Below are 14172 nucleotides of genomic sequence, written 5' to 3'. Positions count from 1 at the left end.
GCCTTCGGGGCGCCTCGCAGGAGCCAGGGGTTGCCTTCCAAGTAACTCGGAGTACGCTCAGAAATGAGTCCACTCATTAATTGGAGGTGCCGCGATGATGACCACACCGGAGGCGGTGCAGGGCGGGCGGCGGATGCGCAACAAGCAGGACAAGCATTCGCGCATCTTCGAGGCCGCGGCGGCGTTGTTCGCCGAGCGCGGGTTCGGCAGCGTGACCACGCAGCAGATTTCCGAGCGTGCGGATGTGGCGGCCGGGACGTTGTTCCGGTACGCGGCGTCGAAGGGTGAGCTGCTGTTGATGGTCTACAACGCGGAATTCCGGGCGGCTCTCGAACAGGGCGAGCGGGCGGCACGATCCGAGGCCGATCCGGCACAAGCGGTCCTTGCGATGACGCGCCCGATTCTCGAAGCCGCCGACCGGCGCGTGGAGAACACGGTGGCCTATCAGCGCGAGTTGTTGTTCGGTGCACCCACCGAGCAGTACCGCGCCGAAGGGCTCGCCGAGGTCGCGCGACTGGAGACGATGATCGCCGAACGGCTCACCGCGGCAGTGCCGGGCGCCGGGAAAGAGCTGTTCGCCCGGGCATTGCTGGCGGGCCGCAGCGTATTCGCTGTGCTGCACCTGATTCTGGCCCGGCCATCGACCGGCGCGCATCCGGGTCGCGACGCGACCGACGATCTGCGCGACCAGATAGCCCAGATCGTGGCGGGGTTTTTCGCCTCGATCGAGTGAGTGGACCGTCGAGGGGCGATCCTCGCCTCCGGCAGGAAGGAGAACATCATGAGCATCCGTAGGGTGACCGTCCTCGGCACCGGGGTCCTCGGTTCGCAGATCGCATTCCAGACCGCGTTCAGCGGCTTCGAGGTCACGGCCTACGACATCAACGACGACGCACTCAAAGCGGCACACGATCGTTTCACCAAACTGGTCGCGATCTATCAGGACGAGGTCGATGGCGCGGGTGACGGCAAAGCCGAAAAGGCCGCCGGCACCATCACAGTGACCACCGATCTCGCCGAGGCCGTCAAAGACGCCGACCTCGTCATCGAGGCGGTGCCCGAGGTGTTGAAGATCAAGCAGGACACCTACCAGAAGCTGAGCGAGCTGGCCCCGCAGCGCACGATCTTCGCCACCAACTCCTCCACCCTGCTGCCCAGCGATCTCAAGGATTCCACCGGCCGCCCGGACCGTTTCCTCGCCCTGCATTTCGCCAACGACGTGTGGCGCTACAACACCGCCGAGGTGATGGGCACCAAGGACACCGACCCGGAGGTGTTCCACGCGGTCGCCGAGTTCGCCGCCGCGATCGGCATGGTCCCGATCGAGTTGCACAAGGAGAAGGCCGGTTACGTGGTCAACTCGCTGCTGGTGCCGCTGCTGAACGCGGCGATGGGGCTCAGTGCCGGCGGTTACGCCGATCCGGAGGCGGTCGACAAGACCTGGCGGATCGCGACCGGCGCCCCGTTCGGTCCGTTCCAGATGATCGATGTCATCGGCCTCAACACCCCGTACAACATCCTGGTCAACAGCGACGAGAACGGTAAGAAGCTCGCCGCGTGGCTCAAGGACAACTACATCGACCAGGGCAAGCTCGGCGTGTCCAGCGGTGAAGGGTTCTACAAGTACTCGTAATCGCCGGTGCGGCAAGACATTCCGAACCAGCACGAGGAGAGGAGTCACATGTATTACAGCAGCGGCAACTACGAGGCCTTCGCCCGACCACGCAAGCCCGACGGTGTCGAGGACAAGACGGCGTGGTTCGTCGGGGCGGGTCTGGCCTCGCTCTCCGGTGCGGCGTTCCTGATCCGTGACGGTCAACTGGCCGGGGACAAGATCACCGTGTTCGAGCGGTTGAAGCTGCCCGGTGGCGCGCTCGACGGCATCAAGGAACCGAAGAAAGGTTTCGTGATCCGTGGCGGGCGCGAGATGGAGAACCATTTCGAATGCCTGTGGGATCTGTTCCGGTCGGTGCCCTCGATGGAGATCGACGGGGCCAGCGTGCTGGACGAGTTCTATTGGCTGAACAAGGACGACCCCAACTCCTCGTTGCAGCGCGCCACCGAGAAACAGGGCCAGGACGCGCACACCGACGGCTTGTTCACGCTGAGCAACAAGGCGCAGAAGGACATGATCAAGGTCTTCCTCGCCACGCCGGAGGAGATGGAGAACAAGCGGATCGACGAGGTCTTCGGCGAGGACTTCTTGCAGAGCAACTTCTGGATGTATTGGCGGACGATGTTCGCGTTCGAGGAGTGGCACAGCGCACTGGAGATGAAGTTGTATCTGCACCGCTTCATCCATCACATCGGCGGGCTGCCGGATTTCTCGGCGTTGAAGTTCACCAAGTACAACCAGTACGAGTCGCTGGTGCTGCCGTTGTATCGGTGGCTGCTCGATCAGGGCGTGAGTTTCCGGTTCGATACCGAGATCACCGATATCGACTTCGATCTGACCGGCGACCGTAAGCAGGCCACGAAGCTGCACTGGGTGGCCGACGGGAGCGAGGGCAGTGTCGAGCTGGGTGAGCATGATCTGGTTTTCACCACGATCGGCTCGCTCACCGAGAATTCCGACGACGGCGATCACCACACCCCGGCGAAGTTGCTCGACGGTCCGGCGCCCGCGTGGGATCTGTGGCGGCGGATCGCGGCCAAGGACCCGTCGTTCGGGCATCCGGACGTGTTCGGTGGCCATATCGAGCAGACCAAATGGGAGTCGGCGACAGTCACCACGCTGGATGAGCGGATCCCGGGCTATATCCAGAAGATCTGTAAGCGTGATCCGTTCAGCGGCAAGGTGGTCACCGGCGGCATCGTCACCGTGCGGGACTCGAGCTGGCTGATGAGCTGGACGGTGAATCGGCAGCCGCATTTCAAGCAGCAGCCCGAGGACCAGATCGTGGTGTGGGTGTATTCGCTGTTCGTGGATGTGCCCGGCGACTATGTCAAGAAGCCGATGAGCGCATGCACCGGCGAGGAGATCACCCAGGAATGGCTGTATCACATGGGTGTCCCCGAGGCCGAAATCGCTGAGCTGGCCGCGAATTCGGCCAAGTGCGTGCCGGTGATGATGCCGTATGTGACGGCGTTCTTCATGCCGCGCCAAGCCGGTGACCGTCCCGATGTGGTGCCGGCCGGATCGGTGAACTTCGCGTTCATCGGCCAGTTCGCCGAAAGCACCCGCGACTGCATCTTCACCACCGAATACTCGGTACGCACCGCGATGGAGGCGACCTATCAGCTGCTCGGCATCGAACGCGGCGTCCCGGAGGTCTTCAACTCGACCTACGACGTGCGCAAGCTGCTGGCCGCGACAAGCCGACTACGCGACGGGGACGAACTCCATATCCCCGGGCCCGACCTGGTGCGAAAGAAGCTGATGAGCAAGCTGGATTCGACCGAGATCGGCGTCATGCTCGAGGAGTACGGGTTGGTGGGAGACAAGAAGTAGCACTGTCGAGCAGGCTCGGTCCCGTTGGGGCCGAGCCTGTTTCGTTGTGGAGCGAGCGGCCTCGCACGCTAGGGTCAACACGTAGTGCCACGCATCGCAGGAGGAATTCAGGCATGAATATTGTCCCGCCGTCGACCGCCACGGAGTGGCACGGATTCCTGCGGAGCTACAGCTCCGAGTTTCCGGACTCGGCGTTCATGCGCGACATGACCGAGGATGGCCGCGCGGACCAATTCCTCAGTGCGGCCCAGCGCAGCGCCGGGTGGCTCGGCTACGAACCGGCGAGTGAGGACGAGATCCTGGCGGCCGAGCAGCGGCTCGGCGTACGACTCCCGCCGACCTACCGGAACTTCCTGCTGACCAGTAACGGCTGGAATACGATCTCCTACGCCGTCGATCTGCTCACGGCGGACGAGATCGGCTGGTTTCCCGCCCTGGAATCCGAACTGATGGCGGCGTGGTCCGGGTCGAGCTTCGACGAGCTCTTCCCCATGCTCGAGCGGTGCCTGCTGGTGTCGAACGACGACGGCGGCAGCGGTCAGTATCTGCTGTTGCACGCCGCCGACGTCGCAGCCAACGGAGAATGGACCGCCTACGAGTGGTGGCCGGGCGACGGAGACGATCCCGAGCGGTACGACAACTTCGCCGTACTGATCGCAGGCCTGTGGAAAAGTGCCGTCGAGTCCGACCAGTAGGTCAGCTTGCGCGTAATCGGAACCCGTTCTGTCGGGACGCGGCAGACCACTTGCCGATGATCGGCGATGCCTGCCCGTACTTCAGCGACCCCGTCCGCAACTCAGGTGTGGTCGCTGAATTGCTGGGTGCCGGTGACGCGCAGGAGTTCCAGGGCGGAGGCGGCGGGGGTGTCGGGGGCGGCGGAGTAGAAGACGACGGTTTGGTCGGCGTCGGGGACGAGCAGGGTGTCGCATTCGAGCACGAGTGTGCCGAGTTCGGGGTGGGTGATGGTTTTGGTGGCGCTGCGCCATTGGGCGGAGGGGCGTTCGCGCCAGAGTTGGTCGAAATCGGTGCTGTGCGAACGGAGTTCGGTGATGAGTCGATCCAGGTCGGGGTCGGTGGGGTAGCGGGCTTTGGCGCTGCGCAGGGTGCCGACACCGTAGGAGGCGATCATCCGGAACTCCTCGGAAGTGAACCGCACCCGGCCCGGTTCAGCACCGAGGAAGCATTCGCGGATCATGTTGCGCTGGGCGGGCGGCAAGGCGGAGAAGTCGCCGAGTAGTGCGGCGGCCATCGGGTTCCAGGCCAGCACATCACCTTTCGCCGACATCACCAGGGTCGGCAGATCCACCATCCGGTCCAGCAGCCGCAACACGCTGGGGCGCACGACCTGTGCGATCCGTCCGGCCTGTGGAGGTGCGGATCCGGCGAGTTGGAACAGCAGGTCGCGGTCGTCGTCGTTCAACCGCAGCGCCCGCGACAGTGCGGCGAGCACGGAGGTCGAGGGCCGCGGACCGCGCCCCTGTTCCAGCCGCACCACATAGTCGACGCTGAGACCGGCCAGCTGAGCGACTTCCTCGCGACGCAGCCCGGGCACCTGACGGCGCGGGCCCGCGGGCAGTCCGACGTCGCGCGGCTGTATTCGAGTGCGCGCCTGACGCAGCAGCGCCGCGAGTTCGGGACGGTCCATCCTTCGATCATCCCGCAGCCGGACCGGTCCGGGGTGGTACCGCCGATCCCAGGACAAGGCAGTCCTGCCCAGGGGTGGCGTGCGCGCCGAAGCTGACACCATGACGACAACGACAACGGCTCTGGTGACCGGAGCCAACAAGGGACTGGGCTACGAGACGGTCCGCAGGCTCGGCGAGCTCGGCTGGCAGATCTTCCTCGGCGCCCGCGACGCTGATCGTGGCAAGCGGGCGGCGGTCGAACTGGCCGAACAGGGGTTGAACATCGAATTCGTGCATCTCGATGTCACCTCGACCGATTCGATCGCGGCGGCCGTCGAGGCGGTGGGTGCGCGGATCACGGCTTTGGATGTGCTGATCAACAACGCGGGCATCCCCGGCGCGTTCATCCCGCCGCAAGAAACACAGGCCGCGGACTTCCGTGCCGTGTTCGAGACCAACGTGTTCGCACCGGTCCAGGTGACCCACGCGTTCCTGCCGCTGCTGCGCGCCGCGACCCAGCCGCGCATCGTGATGGTGTCGAGCGGGATGGGTTCGCTGACCATCACCTCGGATCCGGACCGTCTCGAATCCAGCCTGCTGAATCTGCCCTACACCTCGTCCAAGTCGGCGCTGAACATGATCACCTCGCAGTACGCGCGCGAACTGCCGGGCATTCAGGTCAACGCCGCCGACCCCGGTTACACCGCAACCGATTTCAACGCCCACGCCGGATACCAATCCCTCACCGAAGGCACCGACGCCATCGTCCGCCTCGCCACCCTCGGACCGGACGGACCGACCGGCGGCTACTTCGATCGGCAGGGCCCGCTCCCGTGGTGAGCTGAGCACAGAACCGCGGCAAGGGCGCTGGATCATCGATTGACTGTCAGTTTGCCCGAACCATCTACCTGGGCTGATCGAGACTGCCACGATGACATCGACGCACTTCTGGTACCCACACATCTGACATCAGGTCGGAAGCTGGAGGTTCGCCGAGGATCGGGAAGGAGTCAGGCGCATGGATACGACGCCAGCACGCTCGCTCGGATTCGGTTCCGGCAAGACAGCACGTCTGTGGGTCGCGGTTCTGCTCACGGCTCTGACGATCCTCGGCGGCGCTGTTTCGCAGGCCACGTCGAACGCTCAGTCTGTCGTCGGTGAGCAGGTGTGCTCGTCCGGCGAGACCAAACAAGAAGGCTGCAACACCTGCAGGTGCGTCGACGGAAAATGGGCCTGCACGCACAAGGTCTGTCCCACGGGCTGACATCAGCGCTGCTGCGGTGTCCACCTGGGGGGGGCACGAAGCCGTGTCAGCGCTTCAGAGGCCAACAACCGGGCAGGCCTGCCGCGCAGGAGTGTGTCGCCGAAAGCGTCTCGACGACCAGCTGGTCCGACAAAGTCCGCCACCGCGACGGCCATACCGGCAGGCTCGTCGTTCATCCGCACGCACGGCGCCGCGAAGGTCGGCGAGGGTCCGGTCCACCGCCTCGACGGTGAGGTAGTTGGTGCCCAAATATGATGCGGCACAGCTCGAGACAGGTGCTTGCTACTACCGGCCGCAGGACGGCAATGGAACCACTGAACGTCGTGCCGAATCACATCAGCCGAAGCGACTGGTTCGTTTCATGATCGACGGGACATGGTGGCGGATTTGTACGAGAAGGGCCGCCATCATGTCCCGGTGATCATGGGTCAGCGGGCGCCGCCGTTGACGTAGAGGGTTTGGCCGCTGACGTAGGAGGATTCGTCGCTGGCGAGGAAGGCGATGACGGCGGCGACTTCCTCGGGTTGGCCGACGCGGCCCAGCGGGGTGCGTTCGGCGACGGACTGTTGCAGTTGTTCGGGGGCCAGGCCGACGCGTTCGGCGGTGGCGTCGGTCATCGCGGTGGCGATGTAGCCGGGGGCGACCGCGTTGACGGTGATGTTGTATTGGCCGAGTTCGATGGCGAGGGTTGCGGTGAAGCCCTGGATGCCTGCCTTGGCGGCGGCGTAGTTGGCTTGGCCGCGGTTGCCGAGGGCCGAGCGGCTCGACAGCGAGACGATCTTTCCGTAGCGCTGGGCGACCATATATTTCTGCGCGGCCTGCGAACAGTGGAAGACGCCGGTCAGGTTGACCGACAGCACGGCGTTCCAGTCGTCCTCGGAGAGCCGGAAGAACAGGTCGTCTCGGGTGATGCCGGCGTTGTTCACCAGGATCTGCGGGTCACCGAGGTCGGTGGCGATCTGGTCGAAGACCGACTGCACCGAGTCGCGGTCGGTGACATCACAGACGTAGCCGGTCGCTGTGCCGCCCGCTCGGCTGATCTGTTCGAGGGTGGCCTCGGGGGTGTTGCGGTCGAGCACGGCGACGCTGGCCCCCTCGATCGCGAGCCGCAGCGCGGTGGCCGCGCCGATACCCTGCGCCGCACCCGTCACCACGGCGACCTTGTCGGTGAAACGGTCCATGGATTCGTTCTCCTCTCCGAACGCGCTGCGGGCGCGGCCGACTCGTCTGCAGGCTAGCGACCGGGAAACTAGCGGTGCAAGTTTCCGGCGTTATCACTGAAAGTAGTTCGACCGAGGGCGGATTCGTGAGCAGACGGGGCAAGAAGGGACCACGTCAGGTACCGGTCCATGCCGTGGACTCGGGTCCGCACTGGTGGCGTTGAACCACCCCGGGACGCAGGCGACTTGTGGTCAGGCCGACCGGCGGCTGATCTCGGCGTTGCTGCGCGCCACACCGGTCCGGCAAGCTCGACTCAACCCGCGTCGGCGACCGGTCCGAGCTCGTCGGCGAGCCACTGCGGGAACTCGGTGAGGTCGTTGAGGATGACGTCCGCGCCCGCGGCCCGCAGTTCCTCGGCGTCACACGGTCCGGTCGTGACACCGACCGCGAGCACACCCGCGGTCTGCGCGCCATGCATGTCACCGACATGATCACCGACGTAAATGCTCGCCCGCTCCTCCTGCAAGACGGTGGCTTTATCCGCGGACCACAGGTCACCGGCGAGATGGTCTATCCGCCAACCGAGTTCGTCGATGTGCAACTGCGCGAGCGGCCCGTGTTTGCCGGTGACAACGAGCACCCGCCCGCCCCGTTCCTCGACCGCGGCCAGCGCCGCATTCGCGCCCGGCATCGCGGGAATGCTCGACACGATGCTCGGATACAGCTCGCGATACCGCGTGACCAGCGCCGGAACGAGCTCCTCGGGCGCACCCGCTTCGACAAGCAAGGTAGCCAGCGGCGGGCCGAGCCGATCGGCGAAATCGGCGCCACGCAGCGGCACATCGAACTCCGCACCGAGCAGGTCGATGGCTCGACTGACACCCGGTCGCGAGTCGATCAGCGTCATATCCAGGTCGAAGCCCACCGTCCACGTCACCGCTCGACCCTATCGGCCGGGTCGACTCGAGCCGCGATCCCCTCTGACTGGGGATTTCTTGGACCCGTCGGCTGCGGTTCAGCGCCCTGGGAATCCGGCGATGCGATCGGATCGCCTCCGAACCCAGTTCCCCATGATCTGGGTCGCGCCGCTCGGATCGGCTCGGCGGAGACAAGAGGATCAACGCCCTCCACACTCGGTATTCGCGCCCAGATGCGATGCGGATCCAGAGAAATAGCGGCTGCCGCCACGATGGCGACCGGCTTCGTCGAATCCGGCGCCTCGGGGCCGGGAGGGGTGTAAATGACTGGCGGGCAGGGGACTTCATCGTGGGCGAAGATCGCCGGGGTGGCCTAGGGTCGGGGAAGGATCGCAGCGACCGGAGGGGCAGTCATGGGGCATGTCGAGCACAGTGCGACGTGTGCGGCGCCGGTGGACTTCGCGTTCACCTATGTCGCCGATTATCGGAACGTGCCGGAATGGATGTTCGGGATTCGGCATTTCACACCGGCGGGGGAGCAGACCTCGGGAGTCGGTGCGGTGTTCGATACCGCCCTGCATCTCGGGCCGACCACGCTGCACCTGCGCGCGGACACCACCGAATGGGTGGACGGCGCCCGCGTGACGATGCGTGCGATCAAAGGCATCGAGGGCACGGTCCGCTGGGACTTCGCCTCGCTCGGCGAGGAAGTCACGAAGGTCAGCGCCACCGCCGACTACCGAGTCCCCGGCGGTCTGGCCGGACGGGCACTCGATCGCATAATCCAGGCGTTCATCGGTCCGGCGATCCGGCACACCGAAAAGCACCTGCGCGAGAAGATCGAAACCAGTTATCAAGAGTCGCTACCCAAGGACAGCTGAGATCCGCGTCGGGCTGATTCACGTGGAACCGCTGGTGCAGTGGATGAATTATGAAGTGCGTCAACGTTGTTCACGCCAACTCCGCGCATCGGATGCAGGTCTGCATCGAACGCAAGACATAGTCGAATGCGGCATCGACGGCGGGTTTGCCCGGCAGGTGCAGCCGAGCATGTCCCGTGATCAACGAGAACGGCGACGCGTGCAATGTAGCGCCGCATGCCATGTGGTCAGCCTCCGGGTGATTTGCTCGAATCCGGTTGAGCATCGACAGCGTATTGTTTCGCGGTCGGTCGACATCGCCGATCTGCCGCTGCCGGGGTGGCCGGAAGTGCTCGATTACGACTACCAGCCGTGGAACCGAGACCACATTGTCCTCGACACGGCCGGGGAAAGCCCCGACGAGTCCCTGCACCGACTGCTCCGGAGCCCCGAGTTCAGTTCACTGGGATCCGAGTCCAGATAAGGCTGCGTCGCGGGGGCAGCGCATCGTCGATCGGTGCCGGAACGAGCGTCCCCACACGGTCTCATCACGTTTGCGTAAGCCCACTGTCGGACCGAGGATTGTCGTGAGGACAGCGGTGATCGGTGACCGTAAAGTTCGGCCCATGGCGTTCCAACTCGAGCTGCGGCCGACTCCACCGCTGCAGTTGACGCCGGAATGCCTGGTGCACACCGGAATCGCGCGACTGTTCGTGACCGGCATGCTTGTCCAGGGCTCCGGCGCTCCACCCGAACAGTTCGGGTTCTTCATCCCCACCGCAACACCGCTACCCGCCGCCGCGGCCGAGCCACAACTGTTGGCCGAGGCCTATCTGATGACGGGTATCGCGACGTCGATCTCGGGCAACTTCCCTTTCGGCGTCGAACACGTCCAAGCCACGTACCTGCCCGACCCGCGCGGCGGCACGGACCGCTGGCTCTACCTCAGCGGAGCCGCCCACATCGGCCGCGAGATCCGCATCGGCTATCGGGTGACCGTCGTGACGGGATGACGAAGCGCCGCCCAGATCGATGGAGTGGGTGCGGATCGGTGGCGGCGACAATCCGCTTGGTGAAGATCGCACCGCTCGTGGATGATTCGTGCGTCTCATGACGACAGGAAGAGAGACAGACGCCGTGCGAACCATGTACGTCATCGCCCATCCGGAGTCGACCCACCACATCGACGGACTGGTCGGCGGCTGGTACGACGCACCACTCACCGCAACCGGGTTACGCGCCGCGGCCGCGATCGCCGAATCACTGCGAGCCACGATCCCCGCGCACGCCGAGGTGGAGTTGTACTCATCGGATCTGCAACGCGCCGCCCAAGCCGCAGACATCATCGGCGAACTGCTGCACGTGCCGGCGGTCCTCGAACCCCGACTACGTGAGAAGTCCTATGGCGAGGCGGAAGGAAAGCCGCAGGAATGGCTGCGGGAACGGTTCATCACCCCGCCTGCTGTCGGCGAACGGATGGGACACCACGACGGCATACCGGGCTCGGAGACCATGGGTGCGTTCGGCGAACGGGTCTACGCGGCGATGGACACGATCCTGGCCAGCGATTGCGCACACCAGATCGTCGTAACGCACGGCGGCGCCCTCACCTTCGCCGTGGCGTCATGGACCAAGCTGCCGATCGAAGCACTCGCCTACGCCCGCTTCCACGGTGCCTCCGGAAGCATCACCGAACTACGCGAGGACGACTACTTCCGCAACCGCCAGGTCGTCCGGCTCGGCGACACCAGCCACCTCACGGCAGGGATCGATGCTCTGAGATGAACCGGATTTGCCGGCGACGGCGATCCGCACGGTTGCCCACTACTAGGTGGCCCTCATACCGGATTTCACGCTGCACGACAATGAAAGCGCAAGCAGCGCTGCTGAACTCATGCGCGCCGCAAGCCCTGCCGCGGCGTGATTACGACTGGCCGGGAGCTGATGGGCCACAGTTCTCGCTACTCGCGGTGACCTGACGGGCGCTGCGAGGCGACTCGTTTTGAGCTGACGGCGCTGCGAGGCGACTCGTTTGGGGTGCGGCGTACGCAGCGAGTCGCACCGCACCCCGTTCACGCCGAGCCGCTACGAATTGACCTGCTGATCCTGCTGCGCCGACCCCTCGTCGGCACGCTGCGCCGCAGGCTGCTCCTTTTTAGATGCCGCCTTGGCTGCCATGTCCTTGAAGGCGTCGGTGTTGAGCAGCCCGAACGTGCCGAGCAACGTACTGAGATCCATCGCACCGTTGCCCTTGGCGCCGCTGCCCTTGGAGGCGAGATCGCCCATCGACTGCAGTTTGGCCGTCAGTTCCGACACGGTCTCTTTCGACAGTCCCGCTTCGGCTGCCTTTTCCTGCAGCACCGACGCCAACTGCTGCATGGTCGGCGTCGACATGATCGACCCCACCTGACGTTGAATGGCCTCGTTGAGTTCGTTGATCGCCGATTCCGATAGGTCCGGCATAGCGTTCCTCCTCGGTGCCGAGCGGCTCGACGCGGCGCGCCGTGGGCTATCCGCCCAGCTGTAGCAATGCTGCCGCACCGCACCCGGACAAATCAGCAAACAGCCAGATAACATCACTGACCAGCGGCGGCGCGAATCCAATCGAGCAATCCGACCCCGATCGGCGGACCTGTGAGCGACCACCCCGCATCCCCCGCGGGACGTTCACGCGCGCTGCATACGCTCCTTCGCGGCGGCGTCGACCACCGTGTCGGCAGGCGCGCGACTAACGGTCACCCAGGTGTTGTTGACCGCGGCCGCACCCGAGAACGTATCCGTGAGCGACGGGTCATGCAGCAGATTCACATTGGCACCGGGCAACGCAGCGGCAACCGACCAGCCGACACCGGGCTCACGATGCCCCCACCCGTGCGGGATCGCGATGGTGCCCGCGCGGATATCGTCGCTGACCTCGAGCGGCACCACGATCGAGCCCGTCGGTGAGGTCACCGCGACCGGTTCGCCGTGGGTCAGCCCGCGCGCGGCGGCGTCGGCGGAATGCATGAGCGCGGTGCAGCGGTCACGCCCCTTCACCATCGCGGGGACGTTGTGCAGCCAGGAGTTGTTGCTGCGCAAGTGACGACGACCGATCAGCTTGAGGTCATAACCGTCCGCCGGTGTGGTGATCGCACTACCCGCACGCGCGTCATCGAGCACAGTGCGCGCGGCGGTCAGGAAGTCCGCGGGCGCCACATGCACCTTGTGGTCCTTCGTCCCGATCAGCGCCCGCAACCGCGGCTGCAACGGACCCAGATCGATCCCACCGGCCGCCGCACGCGCCTTCGCGACCGTGAGCCCTTTACGTCCATGCCGCAGCACCCCGTACGGACCGGCCGCCACCCCGGCCGTCGCCAACCGCACCGGACTGAACTGCTCGAACAGACCATTGAGCGCTCGCGCCGTGAACCGCCGCACCGGCAGCGGCACCAACTCGGTGACCAGCCGCGCCATGATCTGCCAATCCTCGAGCCCATCGACGGGCGGCTCGAACACCCGCGCGTCATAACGCAGGTTGTTGCGCACACTGAACAGCGGGAACAACAGGTTGACGTCCTCGCGTTCCAGCGGCGAGATCGGCGGCAGAATGATGTCGGCGTGCCGGGTCGTCTCGGTGATGTACATGTCCACGGCCACATAGAAATCCAGCGAATCCAACGCCGCGCCGAGGCGACCGCGCTGCGGGGTGGACAGCACCGGATTGCCCGCGTAGGTGATCATCGCCCGGATCTGCCCATCGCCCTCGTTCAGGATCTCATCGGCCAATACCGCGACCGGCAGCTCGGTACGGAACGACTTGTAGGTGCCGGAACGATCCGTCCACGCCCCGTAACCCATCGGCAGATACTTCGCGAACCGGGCCGCGTCGATCGGCGGCGTCGCGAACATCTGCCCACCGGCCCGATCCAGGTTCCCGGTCACCGCGTTGATCGCGTTCACCAGCCAGTGCGTCAGCGTGCCCGTCACCTGCTGACACACCCCGATCCGCGCGTACAGCACCGCCGACGACGCCGCCGCGTGGTCGCGGGCAAGCTGCCGAATGATGTCGGCCTCGACCCCGGCGTGCGGTGCCATCTGCTCTGGTGTCGCCTCGGCCACCAGCTCGCGCAACCGCTCCCAGCCGGTGCACTGCGCCCGAATCACCGCTTCGTCACACAGGTTTTCGGCCACCAGCACCTGCAGCATCGCCAGCAGCAGATACACATCCCCGCCCGGGCTCACCGCCACATGCTGATCGGCCAGCCGCGCCGTCTCGGTCCGCCGCGGATCGATGACCACCACCCGCCCGCCCCGGCCCCGCACATCCTTGATGCGCTGCTTGGCATTGGGCATCGTGGTGATCGACCCGTTCGACACCGCCGGATTCGCGCCGAGGATCACCAGCCGGTCGGTGCGATCGATATCGACGACCGGCATCAGCACATTCGACCCGAACATCCGCCACGCCACGAACTCCTGCGGAAACTGATCGATCGACGACGCCGAAAAGAAATTCCGCGTCAGCAACACCGCACGCAGCAGCGCCCCGTAGATCACCGACGAACTGTGCGCCGCCGGATTGCCCAGATACATCCCGATCGCACTCGGCCCGTACGTACTGCGCACTGCCCGTAACCGTTGCCCGATCTCCCGGAACGCCTCGTCCCACCCGATCGGCTCGAAACCGTCACCCACCCGCCGCATCGGCGTGCGCAACCGGTCCGGATCATGATGCAGCCCACCCATCGCCGTGGCCTTCGGGCAGATGTAGCCCTGCGACAGCACGTCGTCCGGATTCCCCTCGATCCGCGTCACCTGCTCGCCCTCGACGGTGACCAGGATTCCGCAATGCGCCTCACACAACGTGCACTGCCGGGCAATAGTGGTAGCACTCATCGGTTTTCACCTTCTGCCG

The 14172-nt window shown here is 65.3% G+C and carries 15 protein-coding genes; 10 read left to right on the top strand and 5 right to left on the bottom strand.

Going from position 1 to position 14172, the window contains the following annotated elements:
• The first annotated feature begins 94 nt into the window (after positions 1-94).
• The 4 genes from ACIBK2_RS24375 (at position 95) to ACIBK2_RS24360 (ending at position 4146) form a co-directional block, all read left to right on the top strand.
• Positions 95-733, top strand: a complete 639-nt coding sequence (locus tag ACIBK2_RS24375) for a TetR/AcrR family transcriptional regulator (RefSeq protein WP_396970104.1) — start codon at positions 95-97, stop codon at positions 731-733.
• 48 nt (positions 734-781) lie between these two features.
• The gene (locus ACIBK2_RS24370; protein ID WP_396970103.1) at positions 782-1633 is read left to right on the top strand and encodes a 3-hydroxyacyl-CoA dehydrogenase; all 852 of its coding nucleotides are present in this window, start codon (positions 782-784) and stop codon (positions 1631-1633) included.
• 48 nt (positions 1634-1681) lie between these two features.
• Positions 1682-3451, top strand: coding sequence for an oleate hydratase (locus ACIBK2_RS24365; RefSeq protein ID WP_396970101.1), 1770 nt, complete (start codon positions 1682-1684; stop codon positions 3449-3451).
• A 113-nt stretch (positions 3452-3564) separates the two neighbouring features.
• Entirely contained in the window at positions 3565-4146 is a 582-nt protein-coding gene (locus tag ACIBK2_RS24360; RefSeq protein ID WP_396970099.1) for an SMI1/KNR4 family protein, read from the top strand.
• 101 nt (positions 4147-4247) lie between these two features.
• Here ACIBK2_RS24360 and ACIBK2_RS24355 read toward each other — a convergent pair whose 3' ends face one another.
• Complete coding sequence (locus ACIBK2_RS24355) at positions 4248-5096, bottom strand: helix-turn-helix transcriptional regulator (protein WP_396970097.1); 849 nt, start codon at positions 5094-5096, stop codon at positions 4248-4250.
• A gap of 100 nt (positions 5097-5196) precedes the next feature.
• Between ACIBK2_RS24355 and ACIBK2_RS24350 the strand changes: the two genes are divergently transcribed.
• Positions 5197-5916, top strand: a complete 720-nt coding sequence (locus ACIBK2_RS24350; protein ID WP_396970095.1) for an SDR family oxidoreductase — start codon at positions 5197-5199, stop codon at positions 5914-5916.
• A gap of 178 nt (positions 5917-6094) precedes the next feature.
• Positions 6095-6340 (top strand): hypothetical protein, encoded by a 246-nt coding sequence (locus tag ACIBK2_RS24345; RefSeq protein WP_396970093.1) that lies wholly within the window; start codon positions 6095-6097, stop codon positions 6338-6340.
• Between the two features lie 428 nt (positions 6341-6768).
• On the opposite strand, the gene ACIBK2_RS24340 is transcribed toward ACIBK2_RS24345, so the two are convergent.
• Positions 6769-7521 (bottom strand): beta-ketoacyl-ACP reductase, encoded by a 753-nt coding sequence (locus ACIBK2_RS24340; protein WP_396970091.1) that lies wholly within the window; start codon positions 7519-7521, stop codon positions 6769-6771.
• A 293-nt stretch (positions 7522-7814) separates the two neighbouring features.
• Positions 7815-8438 (bottom strand): HAD family hydrolase, encoded by a 624-nt coding sequence (locus tag ACIBK2_RS24335; RefSeq protein WP_396970090.1) that lies wholly within the window; start codon positions 8436-8438, stop codon positions 7815-7817.
• 393 nt (positions 8439-8831) lie between these two features.
• Here ACIBK2_RS24335 and ACIBK2_RS24330 point away from each other — a divergent pair, with 393 nt between their 5' ends.
• From ACIBK2_RS24330 to ACIBK2_RS24315, 4 genes are all read left to right on the top strand, one after another.
• Positions 8832-9299 carry an SRPBCC family protein gene (locus ACIBK2_RS24330; RefSeq protein ID WP_396970088.1) on the top strand — a complete coding sequence of 156 codons (468 nt, stop codon included), beginning with the start codon at positions 8832-8834 and terminating at the stop codon, positions 9297-9299.
• 43 nt (positions 9300-9342) lie between these two features.
• Positions 9343-9762: a hypothetical protein gene (locus ACIBK2_RS24325; protein ID WP_396970086.1), complete on the top strand. Its 420-nt coding sequence runs from the start codon at positions 9343-9345 to the stop codon at positions 9760-9762.
• A 142-nt stretch (positions 9763-9904) separates the two neighbouring features.
• Positions 9905-10291: a hypothetical protein gene (locus tag ACIBK2_RS24320; protein WP_396970084.1), complete on the top strand. Its 387-nt coding sequence runs from the start codon at positions 9905-9907 to the stop codon at positions 10289-10291.
• A gap of 133 nt (positions 10292-10424) precedes the next feature.
• Complete coding sequence (locus ACIBK2_RS24315) at positions 10425-11063, top strand: histidine phosphatase family protein (RefSeq protein WP_396970798.1); 639 nt, start codon at positions 10425-10427, stop codon at positions 11061-11063.
• Between the two features lie 300 nt (positions 11064-11363).
• Here ACIBK2_RS24315 and ACIBK2_RS24310 read toward each other — a convergent pair whose 3' ends face one another.
• Both ACIBK2_RS24310 and ACIBK2_RS24305 read right to left on the bottom strand, forming a co-directional pair.
• Positions 11364-11741 (bottom strand): hypothetical protein, encoded by a 378-nt coding sequence (locus tag ACIBK2_RS24310; protein ID WP_396970083.1) that lies wholly within the window; start codon positions 11739-11741, stop codon positions 11364-11366.
• A gap of 204 nt (positions 11742-11945) precedes the next feature.
• Entirely contained in the window at positions 11946-14153 is a 2208-nt protein-coding gene (locus ACIBK2_RS24305) for a molybdopterin oxidoreductase family protein (RefSeq protein ID WP_396970082.1), read from the bottom strand.
• Between the last annotated feature and the right edge of the window lie 19 nt (positions 14154-14172).

Source organism: Nocardia sp. NPDC050175 (genome assembly GCF_044459885.1).
GTDB lineage: Bacteria > Actinomycetota > Actinomycetes > Mycobacteriales > Mycobacteriaceae > Nocardia.
Note: the sequence above shows the minus strand (reverse complement) of the source record. Positions and strands in the feature narration are given on the sequence as shown.